Origin of the sequence: Sulfurimonas sp. (genome assembly GCF_041563035.1) — a bacterium.
GTDB lineage: Bacteria > Campylobacterota > Campylobacteria > Campylobacterales > Sulfurimonadaceae > Sulfurimonas.
Map to the genome: position 1 here is coordinate 47,136 of NZ_JBFFNS010000013.1, position 18,002 is coordinate 65,137.

An 18,002-nucleotide genomic window follows, 5' to 3' on the forward strand; every position below is an offset into this window, starting at 1 on the left:
ATAAAGTATAAAAATGAATAAACTGATAATACAAGGCAGAGAGGTTAGCAAAGAGACTAAACCACTCATCATCGTCGAAATCGGAATAAATCATAATGGAGATTTAAATGAAGCATTTAAGCTAGTTGATGCAGCCCATGCTTCAGGTGCTGAAATAATAAAGCATCAAACTCATGTAGTTGAAGATGAGATGAGCAAAGAAGCAAAAAAAGTCATCCCTGGAAATGCAGATATTTCTATATATGACATTATGGAGCAGTGCGCTTTAAATGAAGAAGATGAGATAAAACTAAAAGAGTATGTTGAATCAAAAGGTATGATATTTATCAGCACTCCTTTTTCAAGAGCAGCAGCTGACAGATTAGAAAAAATGGGCGTAAAAGCCTATAAAATAGGTTCAGGAGAGTGTAACAACTACCCGCTTATAGAGCATATTGCTTCTTTTGGCAAGCCTATGATTGTCAGCACTGGGATGAATGATATAGCATCCGTAAGAAAAACTGTTGAGATTTTAGAGAAATATAGAGTGCCTTATGCTCTTCTTCATACAACTAACCTTTACCCTACTCCATCTCACCTTGTAAGACTTGGCGCTATGCAAGAACTCATGATAGAGTTTCCAGAAGCGATAATAGGACTTTCAGATCATACTACTTCAAATCTTGCATGCTTTAGTGCCACAGCACTTGGTGCCTGCATCTTGGAAAGACACTTTACAGACAACATGAGTAGAATCGGTCCAGATATTATAAATTCCATGGATCCAAAAGCTTTAAGTGAATTAATAGAGGGCAGTGCTGAAATAGTAAAGATGCGCGGTGGTAAAAAAGAAGCTGCTGCAGAAGAGCAAGTTACAATAGACTTTGCTTTTGCTACAGTTGTTACAATTAAGCCTGTAAAAAAAGGTGAACTCTTTACAAAGGAAAACATCTGGGTAAAAAGACCTGGAACCGGAGAAATACAAGCCCAATATTATGATGATGTACTTGGAAAAGTATCATTAAAGGATCTGGAAAATGACGAACATCTATCATGGAGCGATATTGATGAGTAATATTCTCAGTCTGATTGGAAGAGAAAAAGAGCTTTTTATATCAGACATCTCATCTCATGAAGAAAAACTCACATCCACAGTATCAAGTTCATCTTTTTTAGTAATCGGTGGAGCTGGATCTATTGGTCAAGCGGTAGTAAAAGAGATATTTAAAAGAGACCCTAAAAAACTCCATGTAGTAGACATTAGTGAAAACAATATAGTCGAACTAGTTCGTGATATACGAAGCTCTCTTGGTTATATAAATGGTGATTTTAAAACTTTTGCTCTTGATATTGGAAGTGTAGAATACGATGCATTTATAAATTCTGATGGCAAATATGATTATGTTTTAAACCTATCTGCGCTTAAACATGTGAGAAGTGAAGAAGACCAATACACACTTATGCGAATGATAGATGTAAATATTTTTAACACTGACAAAACACTAGCCCAATCTATACAAAAACGAACTAAAAAGTACTTTTGTGTATCAACAGATAAAGCTGCAAATCCTGTAAATATGATGGGTGCGAGTAAAAGAATTATGGAGATGTTTTTAATGCGCAGAAGCAAGTACATCAAAATATCTACTGCAAGATTTGCAAATGTTGCATTTTCAGACGGTTCACTTCTGCATGGCTTTAATAAACGTATAGAGAAGAGACAGCCAATAGTCGCTCCAAACGATATAAAACGTTATTTTGTAACTCCCAAAGAGAGCGGTGAGCTATGTCTTATGTCTTGCATCTTTGGTCAAAACCGTGATATATTTTTTCCAAAACTCAGTGAAGATCTGCATCTCATCTCTTTTGCAGATATCGCAGTAAAGTATCTTGAAGACTTTGGCTATACGCCATATATTTGTAAAAGCGAAGATGAAGCCAGAGAGTTAATCAAGACTCTTCCTGAGCAAGGGAAATGGCCATGTCTATTTACATCTAGTGACACAACAGGTGAAAAAGACTTTGAAGAGTTCTATACAGAGAATGAAACTCTTGATATGCAAAAGTTTAACAACTTAGGAATCATCAAAAATGACCCTATTTATGATGAAGTAAAACTAAATAATTTTACTCAAAAGATAAAAGAGTTTAAACAAAAACTGATTTGGTCAAAAGAAAATATAAAAAAAGAGTTCTTCAAACTAATCCCTGATTTCACTCATAAAGAAACGGGTAAATATCTTGATTCAAAGATGTAAAAAAGGAAAACTGTAAAATGAAAATATTAACACTTGTTGAAAGACGAGCAGACTACTCTAGAATGAGACCTATACTAAAAGAGTTGTACAAAGATCCTTTCTTTGATGTTCATTTAGTAGTTACCGGTATATGTCTTCTTGATATTCATGGTAGTGATATTGATTACATCAAAGAAGATGGCTTTAAGATAAACGCACAGCTTGAGATGTTTGAACCAAACACGAGGAATACAAATGCTTCAATGGTTAAAGCACTAAGCAAAATTATGAGTTCTATGACTGATGAACTTGAAAAAGTCAAACCTGACTTAGTCCTTACAGGCTTCGATATAGGTGCCAACCTTGCAACAACTATAGCAGCGGCTCATATGAATATACCTGTAGCCCACATACAAGGTGGTGAAGTAACTGGAAGTATTGATGAGAGCATCAGACACGCCATGAGTAAATTTGCTCATATTCACTTTCCCGCAACTGAAGATGCTAGACAAAGACTGATAAGGCTAGGTGAAAACTCGGACTATGTTTTTAATGTAGGTTGTCCATCAATTGACACAATCATGCAAACTCCTATCATAGACAAAAGTATACTAGAGAAAAAGTTTAATGTTGACTTCTCAAAACCAACAATTTTACTTATCCAGCATCCGGTTACAACTGAGAGTTCTGAATCAAAAAGACAGATTTTAAATACTATAGAAGTTATTAAAGATTTAGGTGTTCAAGCTCTTGTAGCTCTTCCAAACAATGATGCAGGATCTTCAGATATTATAGATGAGATTAAAAACTCTGGACTTAGCTGGTACCCTAGTCTCTCCACTGAAGAGTTTATAAATGTATATAGAAATATCTGGGCTATAGTAGGAAACTCTAGCTCAGGGATTCATGAATCTTCTACATTCGGCATACCTGCTGTAAATATAGGTACAAGACAACAAGACAGAGAAAGAGCAGATAATGTTATAGACGTATCTTACGATAAAGCAGATATCAAAGCAGGTATAGAAAAAGCACTTTTTGATGCTGATACAAGAGAAAAGGCTAAACATACACATAATCCATACGGAGAAGGTGAATCTGCAAAAGCGATAGTAAAGATCTTAAAAACTGTCTCACTTGAAGGCATAGTTCAAAAGAGGTTTTATGAGTAGCATCCTAATTTTAGGAGCAAGTGGATTACTTGGTCGTACTTTAGTAGATTTCTTCAAAGATAAAAATCACACTATAGGTGTGCTATGTAGAAATCCAATACACTATACGGAGCCAAATATAGATGTTTATAGTGTTGATATACTAGAGTATAACTCACTTGATTCTATAATACAGAAGTATGAAACTATTATAAACTGTACAGGTCAAATAACAAACCCCATAAACCTCTCTCTTTTACTAAATACAGATGGTATAAGCAATATTGTAAAAGCTGTAAAAAAACATGATAAAAGACTAATACATATCTCATCTGTAGCAGTTTACGGTGAAGCTGAATATGTCAATGAAGAGAGTCCTATAAACCCGCAAACTCCTTATGGGAGCTTCAAATATTTCTCAGAGTATCTAGTTAGAGGCAGTTTAGAAAACTACTCTATTTTGAGGGTCTCTAACCTATTTGGAAAACACCAGGAAAAGGGAATCATTAGTTATCTGACAAAAAGTTATTTAAATAACACGCCTAATGTGCATTTTAATAATGATGGCAGTTTAAAACGCTACTATTTACATATAGAAGATTTATCGTCAACAATTAATCAAATAATCAGTAAAAATCTTAATGGTACTTATAATATTATTGGCAATGAATGTTTAAGTATAAAAGAGTTAGTACATATGTTTGAAGATATTCTAGAGTATAAATATTATGTAGAATATTCAAAAGACTCGGCTATAGAAAATATAGATAAGATAGATGATTTTAAAATTCATAATATTACAAAAAAAGCTTTAAATGTCGATGTACTGGAGTATATTAAGGACTTAAAAAATGAAATCTTTTAAAAAACTTATACTAGGTAAGAACTCCACTATAAAAGATGCTCTTAGAATTATAGATAATGGTAAGATGAGGATTGCCTTAGTCGTAAAAGAGGATAATAAGCTGATTGGTACTATTTCAGATGGAGATTTAAGAAGAGCATTTTTAACAGGTGCGACAATTGATGATTCTATCGAAAAGTTAATATTTAAAAATTTTATCTATGCGGCAGTTGGTGATTCAAAAGAGAAGCTCATTCAGCTTGCCAAGCATAATAATATATATATTATCCCGATTGTTGATAAGAACTTTATTTTACTTGGCATAGAAGAGGTCAATGACTTAATTACGCTTAAAAAATATGACAACAAAGTTGTACTTATGGCAGGAGGTCTGGGAACAAGGCTTAAGCCACTTACTGATAATATGCCAAAACCATTATTAAAAGTTGGCAATAAACCAATTCTTGAAACTATTATAGAGAATTTTTCTAAATACGGATTTAAAGACTTTATTTTAAGCGTTAACTATAAATCAGAGATGATTAAAGAGTATTTTGGTGATGGAAAACGTTTTGGGGTAAGTATAGAATACATTATGGAAGATAAGAGAATGGGTACAGCCGGTGCTCTATCTCTGATGAAAGAAAAATTAACAAATAATTTCTTTGTAATGAATGGGGATTTATTAACAAATATCAATTATGAGCATCTTCTAAATTACCATATCAATGAAAAAGCTGATGCCACGATGTGTGTAAAGGAGTATGATTTTCAGATACCTTATGGGGTTGTAACTATTGATAATAATAATATAACAGAAATAAGTGAAAAACCATTACACAAGTTTTTTGTCAATGCGGGAATATATATTTTAAACAACAGTGTACTAAAATATATACCGGAGAAAGAGTTTTTAGACATGCCAATTCTTTTTGATGAAATCATTAAACATAAAAACAAAAGCATCTCTTTCCCTATTAGAGAGTATTGGCTAGATATTGGTGAAATTGAAGAATATAAAAAAGCAAATATAGAATATATAGACATTTTTGAAGAAAATATTAATGATAACGACATTAAGCAAAGGTAATATATGGAGGAGAAGATATTAGCTATTATTCCAGCAAGGGCAGGTTCTAAAGGAATAAAAGATAAAAATATAATCAACTTAAATTCAAAACCATTAATTGCGTGGAGCATAGAAGCAAGTACAAAATCAAAATTCATAACAAAAACAATAGTGAGTTCAGATGCTGACAATATACTAGATATAGCCAAACAGTATGGTGCTTCAACAATAAGACGACCAGACAATTTGGCACTAGATTCAACACCTAGTGAAGATGTGATAAAACATACAATTGATTTATTAGAAAATGAAAATGAAATTTATGATTACTTAATCCTACTTCAACCAACATCGCCTATAAGAGATCAAAATGATATAGATAAGGCCTTTTCAAATTTATTTAAAACAGATGCAAATGCTCTTATTAGCGTATATAAAGAGGATAGTAAAATCCTAAAAACATTTAAAGAAAATAAAAACGGATATATAGAAGGCATCTCTAACAACGATTTTCCATTTATGCCAAGACAAAGCCTGCCTCCCGTTTATATGAGTAATGGGGCAATATATATTATTAAAGTTTCAGAGTTTTCAAAAACTAAAAAACTATTCACAGACAAAACAATCTTCTATGAGATGTCAAAAAGAAGAAGTATAGATATTGACAGCTTATCCGATTTGAATGAAGCCAAAAAACAATTAGATGGAGAAAATATATGATCTACACACAAAATGTATACGTATTTGACTCTCAAAGTGCTTTATATGCTTCGCAAAACACTAAAGACAAAAATCAGATATTTTTTTATGATGGTCAAAAGCTACCTAATGAGCCTGACAAGTGTATAAATGTTCCTATAGATGATTTTATAAACTATTTTTGTACATCTTCACATGCTTACCCTGAAGAACTAAATTTTGATAATATGGATTTTTCTGATGAGATAATAAATCAAATTATTAAGAACTTGACAAATGCTCTTTCTACAGTTAAAGAGAAAAGAGAGAGATATCTTAATAAAGTATTATTAGAAGAATTCTCCTCTGAGAATGTAGATAAGTCAATATATACAATTCTTGAGTATATTAAAATAAACAATTTAATATACTCAGAGGTTCCATTTGAAGTTGTGTATAAACTTCTTGAGGCAACCGTTTATACAAAATCTAAAAATATTTCACTCTCACAAGAAACCATAAAAATAGTAAAAGAGCTAAGTGAAAACTCAAAAGATTTTAATAATAATTTTTATAATTTTCATATAATACATGTACTCTCACTTTTAAACAATATTTCTGATGATAAAAGATATTTTGATTATCTAGCCTCTTTTTCAAATCTAGAACAACTAATCAAAGATTTTGCAATAATAAAAATTCTTTACCCTGAGGAAAAGCTCAAAGAGTATATTACATCTTTGAGTACAAGCCTTTTTAACCATGAGTTTTGGGACAAAGATATACTAAAACAAAAACATGCAATATTTAAACTCTATTATTTAACAGGAATGTATTATGGTAGAGGAGAGTCATATAAAGAGATTTTCTACACTTTAAGTAAAGTTTTTTTATCAGCTATTGAAAAGAAAATGGATGAACTTGTATTTTATTTATACACTCCGCTAGCTATGTCATACAATGGTGTATCACAGACACAAGAAGAGTTGAAGTTTTTCAACAATACAATAGAGAAACCTCTGGAAAATTTTATATCAGATATTTTAGTACCAAAATACAAGCTAAAGCAAAACAACAACGTAATTGATAAAAATAAAAAAATAAAAATTGCTTTCTTACAAGAAAGGATAATAAACTACTCTATATACAAAGTGTTTTACAGTCTTATAAAATCTATTTCTGAGAATCCATCTTCAAAATATGAATTCATTATATACGACCTTAACTTTAAAGAATTTGGTGGTTCAAACAGCAAAACTATTGAGGAGTTAAAAGCTCTTGGAGTTCAATATATTGACCTGCATAAAGAGAGTGTAGGGACTAATGATGAGTTTTATTCCATTATTCAAAAAAGTTTAAAAATTAGACGAAAGATCATAAAAGATAAAGTCGACATACTAATAGGTATGCACTCCCGCCCTGAATATAATTTTTTGTTTACAACTAGAACAGCGGCAAAGCAAATATATTGGAGTCATGGGAATCATATGTATGATATAAAAAATATTGACAGGAGAATATCCCATTATCAATATTTGGATTCTCCATATGATTTTCATAGTTTTATCATACCAAGGACGTTGGAAAGCTTAAATCCATTTGTAGATTCAAATAAAGTTAAAGAAACTCACTCTTTATATTCAAATGCCACTACTATTCTAGGTAGTATTGGTCGTTTAACTAAAATGCAGAGTAGAAACTACCTAGAATGTATTAATACCTTGTTATGCAAATATGAAGATAGTGTATTTTTAGCATGTGGCACAGGGGATAATACAAAAATAAAATCTATCCTTATAGAACTAAATGCTCCAATGGATCGTTTTATTTTCACTGGTCACATTGATGCACACTTGTATGGTCATGTTATTGATATACTTTTAAATACTTTTCCTTATGAACAAGGAGAGGCTGTTGCAGAGTTTATCGCAAAAGCGAAACCAGTTGTATCATTAAAGCCATCAATTGAGCAAATTAAAAGTGAATGTGAAGAAATATATTCAAATATTGAAAAATGCCCATTTGTAAATACTACTACAGAATATATAGATATAGCTAGTATACTAATTGAAGATGTGGGTTACCGTGAAGAAATAGGTCAATGCAACCTAAGATACATGGAAAAGATATTTTTCAACCAAAAATCTAACTTTGTTCACAGTTTAGGAATTTAATGAAAATTCAAGAAGCTATAGTACTTGCTGGTGGTTTAGGCACCCGTCTGCAACCTGTTATCCATGATGTTCCAAAACCTCTTGCTCCAATTAATGGAATTCCTTTTTTGACATATTTATTGGACTCTTTAAATCAACAAAATATTACACATGTAGTTTTAGCAGTAGGATATATGCATGAAAAGATTCAACAGCTGTATAATAACAAATATAAAAATATAGATATAACATATAGCATAGAAGATAAAGCTCTTCAAACGGGTGGAGCAATAAAAAAAGCTCTAAAATATACTAAAGACAAACATATATGTATATGCAATGGGGATACTTTTTTTCAATGTGATATTAATACTTTATTTACAAAACATATATCCCTTAATGCCGATATAAGTGTTGCAAGTAAACGTATGAAATCTTTTAATCGTTACGGGCAACTAATAACAGATAATGATAAAGTTATAAAACTTGAAGAAAAAAAACAATGTGCGGATGGCTTAATAAATGCTGGTGTATATATAATCAATAGAGACTTATTGAATATGCAAACTCAAAATAGTTTCTCATTTGAATACTTTTTACAAAACAATGTAAATAATATTTCATTTATTCATAATACTTTTGATCGATATTTTATCGACATCGGCATACCCGAAGACTACAAAAAAGCAGAAATAGATTTTAAGGAGTTATTTTGATAGTATCACGAACACCGTATAGAATCTCTTTTTTTGGTGGTGGAACAGATTATCCAAACTATTACTTAAAGCATGGTGGAAAAACACTTGGGGTTGCCATCAATAAATACTCTTATCTAAACATCAGAAAACTACCTCAATTTTTTGACTATAAACACCGTATTGTATATTCTAAGCAAGAAAACTGTAAATCTATTTCTGAGATAGTGCATCCATCTGTTAGAGAAGTTCTTAAATTTTTAGATGTTAAAGAAGGCTTATCCATTCATCATGATGGTGATATACCGGCAAGAAGCGGTATGGGATCAAGTTCATCTTTTACAGTAGGTCTTCTAAATTCTTTATACGCACTTTATAATCAGAAGAAATCTAAAGATGAACTTATGTATGAAGCTATACACATTGAACAAAATCTTATAAATGAAAGAGTTGGGTCACAAGATCAAGTATTTGCTTCACATGGTGGTTTTAATATAATAAATTTTAATAAAGATGGTAAAATCAAAGTCTCTAATTTAAATATTGCAACAGAGCGTTCAGAATTATTAGAAGATAATTTAATGCTATTTTTCAGTGGTTTATCTAGAACAGCTTCCGAAATAGTAGCTGAACAGATTGAAAAAACAGAGCAAAATACTACTAACCTACATAGTATGAAATCACTTGTTGATGATGCTTGCAATATTTTAAATTCCGAATGTGATTTAAAGCAGTTTGGGGAGCTTTTAAATGATACGTGGAAACTCAAAAAAAGTCTTTCAACTAAAATTACTAATTCAACAATAGAAGAAATATATCAACGAGCGATGGAAGCCGGTGCTATTGGCGGTAAACTTTTAGGAGCTGGTGGAGGTGGTTTTTTAGTTTTTTATGTAGAAAAGCTATTTCAACAAGAAGTCAAAGATGCTTTAAAAGATTATCTTCATATTCCATTTAAATTTGAGTATGAAGGTTCTAAAATTATCATAAACGAACCAAACTATGCAGGATAAATAATGAACTATAAACTAGCCTACTCTACATTTGGACAAGAAGAAAAAGATGCTATGTACAAGGTTATTGATAGTGATATATTTAGTATGGGCAAAAATGTTAAAGAGTTTGAATCAGAATTTGCAATATTTTTTGGAAAGAAATATGCTGTAATGGTTAACTCAGGCTCTTCCGCAAATCTCGTAGCCTTAGCATCACTTTTTTATAAACAAGAATCTCCACTAAAAAAAGGTGATGAAGTAATAGTTCCATGCATCTCATGGGCTACTACTTTCTACCCTCTACAACAATATGGCCTTAAATTAAAGTTTGTAGATATAGAGCTTGAAACACTTAATTATGACATCAAGCAACTCAAAGCATCTATTACTGAAAATACTAAAATGATTGTTACAGTTTCTGTTTTGGGAAACCCATGTTATTTTGATGAGATTGAAGAACTTTGCAAAAAAAACAATATTATACTTTTTGATGATAATTGTGAGAGCATGGGTGCTGAATATAATGGAAAGTTTACTGGTACATCTGGTTTACTCAATACATTTTCTACATTTTTTTCTCATCATATGTCTACGATGGAAGGTGGTCTAATTTTAACCGATGACAAAGAGATTTACTCACTATGTAAATCTCTTAGAAATCATGGCTGGACAAGAGATCAGGATAGTGATAGTGAAATTTATCAAAAGAAAGATGATGATTTTTTTGAAGCATATCGATTTATTTTACCTGGTTACAATGTTCGTCCAGGGGAATTACAAGGTGCATTGGGTTTGCAACAAATAAAAAAACTTCCATCTATGATAAAACAAAGAAGAAAAAATGCTTTATACTTTCAATCTAAATTCAAAGACGACAAAAGATTTATTATTCAAAAAGAAGTTGGCAAAAGTTCTTGGTTTAGTTTTACACTGATACTACATCCTAAAGCAAATATTCAAAAAAAATCTCTTTTTAAAAAATTACAAGATTCAAATATTGAGTTTAGAATTATTACAGGTGGAAACTTTTTAGAGCATGATGTTATTCGCTACTTTGATTATGAAGTAGTTAGTGATAAAAATGCAAGTTATGCACATAATAACGGTTTCTTTGTTGGTAATGCACCTACAGATTTAACTAAAGAGATAGACTATTTATACAATACACTAAAGGAATTATAATGGCAAATATATTAGTAACAGGTGGTGCAGGTTATTTAGGTTCTGTTATGGTTCCAGAGTTATTAAAGCTGGGTCATAAGGTCACTGTTCTAGATACATTTATGTTTAGTCAAAATTCACTTTCTGATGTATGTCATATGGATAATTTCAATGTAGTGAAAGGTGATTCTAGAGATAAAAAACTTTTAAAATCATTAACAAAAGATAAAGATATAGTTATCCCATTAGCTGCACTTGTTGGGGCTCCATTATGTAATCGTGACATGATAGGGACTGTTACAACTAATAAAGATGCTATTCAAACATTATCAGATGTTCTTTCAAAAGAACAACGTGTTTTAATGCCAATTACCAATAGTGGATATGGTGTTGGACAAGATGGAATCTATTGTACAGAAGAGACACCTCTTAACCCTATATCTACTTATGGACAAACTAAAGTAGATGCAGAGAAAATAATACTAGAGAGAGAGAACTCTATAAGTTTTAGACTTGCAACAGTATTTGGTATGAGTTCAAGAATGAGACTAGACTTACTCGTTAACGATTTTACGTATAGAGCTGTAAATGATGGTTTTATTGTAATATTTGAAGGTCATTTTAAAAGAAATTATATTCACATTCGTGATGTTGCAAATGCTTTTATCCATGGAATAGATAATTTTGATACTATGAAAGGTGAAGCTTACAATGTAGGTTTATCAGATGCTAACCTTTCTAAACTTGAGCTTTGTGAAATTATTAAAAAACAAGTTCCAAACTTTACAATTATGGAAGCTGAAATTGGACAAGATCCTGACCAGAGAAATTATATAGTTTCAAATGACAAGATAGAAGCTACTGGCTTTAAACCAAAGTTTAGCCTCGATATGGGTATAAAAGAGCTTTTAAAAGGTTATACAATAATAAATAATAGTAAGTTTGCTAATGTTTAATCAAAATTCTAAAATATATGTGGCCGGACATACTGGTTTACTTGGTAGTGCTTTAATAAAAGTACTTAAAAAATATGAATATAAAAATATTATTACTAAGTCACATGCAGAATTAGAATTAACTGACAAATCAAAGGTTGAGGATTTTTTTAAAAAAAATAAAATCAACTTTATATTTTTATGTGCAGGTAAAGTTGGTGGAATAATTGGAAATAAAGCTAGTCCAGCTTCATATTTACATGAAAATTTATTGATTCAAGATAACATATTTGAAATGGCAAATAAATATGATGTAGAAAATATTATTTTTTATGGCTCATCTTGCACTTATCCAAAAGTTTGTAAACAACCAATGAAAGAAGAATACTGGCTTAGTGGCGCTTTAGAAGAAACTAGTATGGGTTATGCAGCAGCAAAAATTGCTGGAATTATTGGATGTAAATCATATAATACTCAATATAACACAGATAGATTTATTTGTGTTATACCGAACTCTATCTATGGACCAAATGACAACTTTGATTTAGAAAATTCTCATGTACTCTCAGCTCTTATAAAAAAAATAGATATTGCAAAAGAACAAAATCAAGATAGCTTAACTCTTTGGGGCAGTGGAAAGCCAAGAAGAGAGTTTATACATAGTGAAGATGTAGCAAATGCTTCAGTATTTTTAATGCAAAATGTGCACAAACTAGAAAATAGGCATTATAATTTAGGTTCTGGAACTGATTATTCTATCAAAGAATTATCTGAAGCTATTTCTAAAATAGTTGGTTATAAGGGTAAAATAGAATGGGATATAGAGAAACCAGATGGTACTATGAAAAAACTCTTAGACAGTAGTAAGTTTTTAGCACTTGGTTGGAAACCAAAAATTAAATTTGAAGATGGATTAAGGTCAACTTACCGATGGTATAAGGACAATTATGAGTAAAAAACAACTGCTTAAAGACAAATCAAAATTTATAAGATGTGAAACTCTTAAAATACATAAATTGGCACCTGAAACAAGAGTAGCTTCATCCTTATCTCCTATTGAAATTTTTGTATCTTTATATTATGGAGATATATTAAATTTCAATCCAAAAGATCCAAGAGATGATAGTAGAGACAGGTTTATTATCTCTAAGGGACATGGTTCTATCTCTATGTATCCTTTACTTGCAGATGTCGGTTTTTTTGATAAAAATGAATTAAGCAATGTATGTAAGAATGGTTCATTTTTAGGTGGTATTCCTGATCCAATTATTCCTGGATATGAAACAGTAAATGGATCTTTAGGTCATGGACTTGGTGTAGGGTGTGGAATGGCAGTTGCACTCAAAACAAAACAAAACAAACAAAATGTTGTAGTTCTTACTGGTGATGGTGAACTCAATGAAGGTTCAAACTGGGAAGCTATTATGTTCGCCCCTCAACATAAACTTGATAATCTTACTTTAATAGTCGATTATAATAAGGTATCTATGCTTGACTTTAGTAAAAATATCATTAATATGAGCTCACTCAATGATAAGTTTAAAGCATTTAACTGGAAAGTTTATGAAATAATAGATGGACACGATGTAGAAGAAATTTCTACTACATTAAAAGAAGCTATTCAAGACAGAGACACTAAACCAAAAGTTGTAATTGTAAATACTATAAAAGGAAAAGGTGTGCCATTTTTAGAAACACACTCTTTAAGTCATATACTATCAGTTAAATCAGAAGATATTGATGCCTTAATAGAAGAGATTCAAAATGCAGATTAAAGCTATGAGGGATACTTTTTTAACTTCTTTATATGAGAAGATGAAAAATGATAAAAGCATATTTTTTGTTACAGCTGATTTTGGTGCTCCTGTCTTGGATAAGATAAGAGAGGATTATCCTGATCGATTTATAAACGTAGGTATAGCTGAACAAAATCTTATTAATGTAACTACTGGTTTAGCTTTAGAGGGCTTCACTGTATATGCTTATGCTATTGCACCATTTATAACAATGAGATGCTATGAACAAATAAGGGTAAATATATCTGTCTTGTCTCATGTGAGAGAAATGAATATTAATCTTATTGGAGTTGGAGCAGGAGTTAGTTATGCGATGAGTGGACCTACTCATCACTGCTTAGAAGATTTATCTATAATGAAAACTTTGCCAAATATGGAAGTGTTTTCTCCCAGTGACTATATGATTGCTGAGTCTTATGTAGATAGAACATTAAGCATTAAAAAACCAAAGTATATAAGATTTGATGCTAAGCCAATGATTGCCTTAGAAGAAACAATTGAAAACTTCGATAATGGATTTAGAGTTTTACAAAAGGGCAAAAAAATAGCTATTATTTCTACTGGATATATGAGCCAAAAAGCTAAAGAGATAGTAAAAGATTTTGATATTGCACTTATCGATTTATACTTTATTAACAATTATAATAAGAGTAAACTAGAAGAATCTCTAAGAGATATCGATACTATTATAACTATTGAAGAAGCATTTAAAAATAGTGGTGGTTTAGATGCAGAGATAAACTTCAACTTTAAAGATAAAAAAATAGTTAACCTTGGATTTGAAAAAAAATATACCTTTGAGATTGGAAGTAGAGAGTTTGTTCATAAAGAAAATGGACTGGGTGTTGATGACATTATTTTTGAAATAAAAAAAGTCTTACAGTGTTAGATATATTATTTATAAATCCAGGTGACAGAAAAGCAGTTTTTCAAGACTTAGGAAAAGATTTAACAGCAATAGAACCACCATTTCAAATAGCTTCATATGCAAGTTTTCTCAGAAATGAAGGTTTTAATGTAGCAATCATTGACGCAAATGCTGAAAATATTTCTCCAGAAGAAGCAGCAGAAAAAGTAAAAGAGTTAAACCCTCTTTTAGTTGCACTTATTGTTTATGGAAACCAACCATCAGCAAGTACTCAAAATATGACTATATCTGGTCGCATAGTTACAGCAGTTAAAGAACTTACCAATTCTAAAGTCGTCATGGGAGGATTGCATCCCTCAGCACTTCCTAAAAGAACTTTAGAAGAAGAAAATGCCGACTTTATCATAGAAGGTGAAGAACAAATTCCTTTAAAAGAATTGATAGAGTGTTTAAAAAGTGATAATGACTTATCAAAAGTCAGTGGACTTTGGTATAAAAAAGACAATGGGATAAAAAATAATCCTAAAGCAAAACTAATAGATGATTTGAATAAATATTTACCAATAGCAGCTTGGGATCTATTACCTATGGAAAAATATAGAGCTCATAATTGGCATTGCTTTGATGATATAGAAAATCGTATGCCTTATGGCGCAATTTATACATCTCTTGGGTGTCCATACAAATGTACATTCTGTTGTATTAATGCACCTTTTGGTACTAATACCATAAGATATAGAACACCTGAACTTGTAGTAGAAGAGATAGAACTTTTAAGTAAGAAGCATGGTGTAAAAAATATTAAAATCATTGATGAGATGTTTGTTCTTGATGAAAGACACTATATGAAAATAGTTGATTTACTTATAGAAAAAGATTTAGACTTAAATATTTGGGCTTACGCAAGAGTTGATACTATCCATGAAAATACTCTATCTAAAATGAAAGAAGCAGGATTCAACTGGTTAGCATTAGGGATAGAATCAGCTTCTGCTGAAGTAAAGAATGGCGCTTCTAAAAAGATGAAAGTGGACGATATAAAAGAGATTGTAACGAAAATACAAGACAATGGAATTAGAGTTATAGGGAACTATATATTTGGACTTCCTGATGATACTAGAGAGTCTATGCAGGAGACATTAGATATGGCAAAGGAGTTAAACTGTGAATTTGCAAATTTTTATTGTGCAATGGCATATCCTGGATCACAACTTTACAATATCGCTTTAAATGAAGAATGGAAATTACCAGAAGTGTGGACAGGATACTCTCAACACTCTTACGATATTCAGCCTCTAGCATCAAAAACTGTAACTGCAAAAGAGATCCTTGCATTTAGAGACAATTCTTTTCATGAGTATTATGAAAACCCAACGTATTTAAATATGTTACAAGAAAAATTTGGACCAGATGTTAAAAAACACATGCAAGAAATTACAAAAACTAGATTAAAAAGAAAAATACTAAAAGGATTATCTTAGTGTCAATATTACAAAAAATAAAACGGATAGGTCTCTCTAGCTATCTCGATGATTTAAGTGGAAATAGTTTTTCATATTTAAACTATCTTTTTCATAAAATAATTAAAAAACCTTATTTCGGCTCTCATCTTGCTTCTCTACAAGGGAAAAATGTACGCCATTTTTATATGCAGGAACTAATACATAACTATTGCAGTAAAAATGATATCAAGTTACTTGAAATTGGCTCATGGGCGGGAGGAAGCGTAATAACTTGGGCTGAAGCATTAAGTAAAAAATCAAAAACTAGTAAGATATATTGTATAGATCCATGGGAAGATTATTTAGATAATAATAATCAATTATGGACTCATAAAACAATGAAAAATGCTACAAAAAAAAATAAAATATACTCTCTTTTTTTACATAACATTATAACATCAGGTTATGTGGAAATGGTATCAATTTTACGTGGTAAAACAGAAGACATGGTGAAAACTTTAAAAGAGAAATCTTTCGATGTTATTTTTATTGATGCTAATCACGCATATAATGCAGTAAAAAAAGATTTAAGTTCTGTTATACCACTATTAAAAGATGGAGCTATTCTCTGTGGTGATGATTTAGAACTACAATACTCCGAGGTGAATACCGAGTTATTACTAAAATCAAAAAATATGGATGTTATTGTTGATCCAAATAAAAAAATAAACTATCACCCGGGAGTAACTTTAGCTGTTTATGAAGAATTTCGACATGACATCTCTTCTTTTAAAGGATTTTGGGCTGTACAACTAGTTGATGGAAAATGGGAAAATATTTCACTAGATAACACAAATGAAATTATCCCAAGTCATTTAATATGATTAATAAAAATATACTTTTTCTTTACCATACAGATCAGCCATATATTCTTTTTCACTATGAATCATTAAAGAAAGAGTATAAACACGTAGTAAAATTTAACTATGCTGACACATTAAGAGACTATGGTCTAAAGGCTATGGAGCTTAAAATAAATGAAATAGTACATGATAAAGATGTTGATATTACATTTGTATTTTTGTATGAACACAAACTTGAACTACATCCAGACTTTTTAAATGAACTTCGAAAAAATACAGCTATAGTATTCTGGCTTTTTGATGATGAGATACTCCTTCATTCACATACAAAGTATCAAGCACAAACAGCTGATGCAGTAATAACCACAGACTATTTTGGACGTTATTACTATGAACAAATTGGCATACCTTCAATTTTATACTTTGGAAGCTATCCAGTAAAAGATTATTATCCATCATCAACTCATAAGAATATAGATATTAGTTTTGTAGGTTTAGTTGAAACAGGGGACAGAGCTTCATACTTAGAGTATCTAGAAGAAGCAGGCTTATCTGTAGAGACTTTCGGAGGCGGTACAAAAAATGGATTTTTAACTTTTGATGAAATGATAAATGTATTTTCACGTTCTAAAATTTCACTAAATTTTACTAAGCCGTATAATTTTGACTGGATAGATAAAAATGATCCACTTATCGCAAGAAACAAACAAAATAAAGGTAGACCAATAGAACTAGCGATGTGTAAAACATTTTGCTTATGTGAAGATGCTCCACCAGTTCATAAATTATTTAAGGTAGGTGAGGAAATTGATACATTCAATTCAAAAGAAGAACTACTAGAAAAAATAAAAATCTATTTAGATGATGACTCTTTACGTGAAAACATCGCCAACAAAGCATATGATCGTGCTTTAAATGAATATCAAACTGATAAATATATAGCAAATGTTACAAATGAGCTAGAATCAATTTTAAATACTTCTAAAACCCTTCATAAGCCTATAGATACTATTTATTTATCCGATTTATACAAACGAAGACTCAAATCTTTTTTTATAAAAAAAGCTTATGATGCATTTAAAAATAAACATTTTAAATTAATGTTTAAACATATTTCATCCATATTTAGGAAATAA

At 30.8% G+C, this 18,002-nt stretch carries 17 protein-coding genes; all 17 read left to right on the plus strand.

Going from position 1 to position 18,002, the window contains the following annotated elements; all coding sequences use genetic code 11:
* Window positions 1-13 precede the first annotated feature (13 nt).
* The 17 genes from ABZC13_RS09440 to ABZC13_RS09520 are packed head-to-tail and all read left to right on the plus strand — an operon-like array spanning window position 14 to window position 18,002.
* Window positions 14-1,054, plus strand: a complete 1,041-nt coding sequence (locus tag ABZC13_RS09440; protein ID WP_373002768.1) for an N-acetylneuraminate synthase family protein — start codon at window positions 14-16, stop codon at window positions 1,052-1,054.
* Window positions 1,047-2,237: a UDP-N-acetylglucosamine 4,6-dehydratase gene (locus ABZC13_RS09445; protein WP_373002816.1), complete on the plus strand. Its 1,191-nt coding sequence runs from the start codon at window positions 1,047-1,049 to the stop codon at window positions 2,235-2,237. Before ABZC13_RS09440 ends, ABZC13_RS09445 begins: the two co-directional genes overlap by 8 nt.
* Before the next feature lie 17 nt (window positions 2,238-2,254).
* Window positions 2,255-3,388, plus strand: a complete 1,134-nt coding sequence (gene neuC, locus ABZC13_RS09450; protein ID WP_373002770.1) for a UDP-N-acetylglucosamine 2-epimerase — start codon at window positions 2,255-2,257, stop codon at window positions 3,386-3,388.
* The gene (locus ABZC13_RS09455; protein WP_373002772.1) at window positions 3,381-4,232 is read left to right on the plus strand and encodes an NAD-dependent epimerase/dehydratase family protein; all 852 of its coding nucleotides are present in this window, start codon (window positions 3,381-3,383) and stop codon (window positions 4,230-4,232) included. The genes neuC and ABZC13_RS09455 overlap by 8 nt, the downstream gene beginning before the upstream one ends.
* Window positions 4,219-5,301, plus strand: a complete 1,083-nt coding sequence (locus ABZC13_RS09460; RefSeq protein ID WP_373002774.1) for a nucleotidyltransferase family protein — start codon at window positions 4,219-4,221, stop codon at window positions 5,299-5,301. The genes ABZC13_RS09455 and ABZC13_RS09460 overlap by 14 nt, the downstream gene beginning before the upstream one ends.
* A gap of 3 nt (window positions 5,302-5,304) precedes the next feature.
* Window positions 5,305-6,000: a cytidylyltransferase domain-containing protein gene (locus tag ABZC13_RS09465; RefSeq protein WP_373002776.1), complete on the plus strand. Its 696-nt coding sequence runs from the start codon at window positions 5,305-5,307 to the stop codon at window positions 5,998-6,000.
* Window positions 5,997-8,132 carry a hypothetical protein gene (locus ABZC13_RS09470; RefSeq protein ID WP_373002778.1) on the plus strand — a complete coding sequence of 712 codons (2,136 nt, stop codon included), beginning with the start codon at window positions 5,997-5,999 and terminating at the stop codon, window positions 8,130-8,132. Before ABZC13_RS09465 ends, ABZC13_RS09470 begins: the two co-directional genes overlap by 4 nt.
* Window positions 8,132-8,827 (plus strand): nucleotidyltransferase family protein, encoded by a 696-nt coding sequence (locus ABZC13_RS09475; protein ID WP_373002780.1) that lies wholly within the window; start codon window positions 8,132-8,134, stop codon window positions 8,825-8,827. Before ABZC13_RS09470 ends, ABZC13_RS09475 begins: the two co-directional genes overlap by 1 nt.
* Window positions 8,824-9,819, plus strand: a complete 996-nt coding sequence (locus ABZC13_RS09480; protein WP_373002782.1) for a kinase — start codon at window positions 8,824-8,826, stop codon at window positions 9,817-9,819. Before ABZC13_RS09475 ends, ABZC13_RS09480 begins: the two co-directional genes overlap by 4 nt.
* 3 nt (window positions 9,820-9,822) lie before the next feature.
* A complete protein-coding gene (locus ABZC13_RS09485; protein ID WP_373002784.1) occupies window positions 9,823-10,983 on the plus strand; it encodes a DegT/DnrJ/EryC1/StrS family aminotransferase in 1,161 nt (386 codons plus the stop codon).
* On the plus strand, window positions 10,980-11,918 hold the full coding sequence (locus ABZC13_RS09490; RefSeq protein WP_373002818.1) for an NAD-dependent epimerase/dehydratase family protein: 939 nt from the start codon (window positions 10,980-10,982) through the stop codon (window positions 11,916-11,918). The genes ABZC13_RS09485 and ABZC13_RS09490 overlap by 4 nt, the downstream gene beginning before the upstream one ends.
* Window positions 11,911-12,852, plus strand: a complete 942-nt coding sequence (locus ABZC13_RS09495) for a GDP-L-fucose synthase family protein (RefSeq protein ID WP_373002786.1) — start codon at window positions 11,911-11,913, stop codon at window positions 12,850-12,852. The genes ABZC13_RS09490 and ABZC13_RS09495 overlap by 8 nt, the downstream gene beginning before the upstream one ends.
* On the plus strand, window positions 12,845-13,672 hold the full coding sequence (locus ABZC13_RS09500) for a transketolase (protein ID WP_373002788.1): 828 nt from the start codon (window positions 12,845-12,847) through the stop codon (window positions 13,670-13,672). The genes ABZC13_RS09495 and ABZC13_RS09500 overlap by 8 nt, the downstream gene beginning before the upstream one ends.
* Window positions 13,662-14,582 (plus strand): transketolase family protein, encoded by a 921-nt coding sequence (locus ABZC13_RS09505; protein ID WP_373002790.1) that lies wholly within the window; start codon window positions 13,662-13,664, stop codon window positions 14,580-14,582. The genes ABZC13_RS09500 and ABZC13_RS09505 overlap by 11 nt, the downstream gene beginning before the upstream one ends.
* Window positions 14,576-16,042 (plus strand): radical SAM protein, encoded by a 1,467-nt coding sequence (locus ABZC13_RS09510; protein WP_373002792.1) that lies wholly within the window; start codon window positions 14,576-14,578, stop codon window positions 16,040-16,042. Before ABZC13_RS09505 ends, ABZC13_RS09510 begins: the two co-directional genes overlap by 7 nt.
* Window positions 16,042-16,887 (plus strand): class I SAM-dependent methyltransferase, encoded by an 846-nt coding sequence (locus ABZC13_RS09515; protein WP_373002794.1) that lies wholly within the window; start codon window positions 16,042-16,044, stop codon window positions 16,885-16,887. The genes ABZC13_RS09510 and ABZC13_RS09515 overlap by 1 nt, the downstream gene beginning before the upstream one ends.
* Window positions 16,884-18,002 (plus strand): glycosyltransferase, encoded by a 1,119-nt coding sequence (locus ABZC13_RS09520; RefSeq protein WP_373002796.1) that lies wholly within the window; start codon window positions 16,884-16,886, stop codon window positions 18,000-18,002. The genes ABZC13_RS09515 and ABZC13_RS09520 overlap by 4 nt, the downstream gene beginning before the upstream one ends.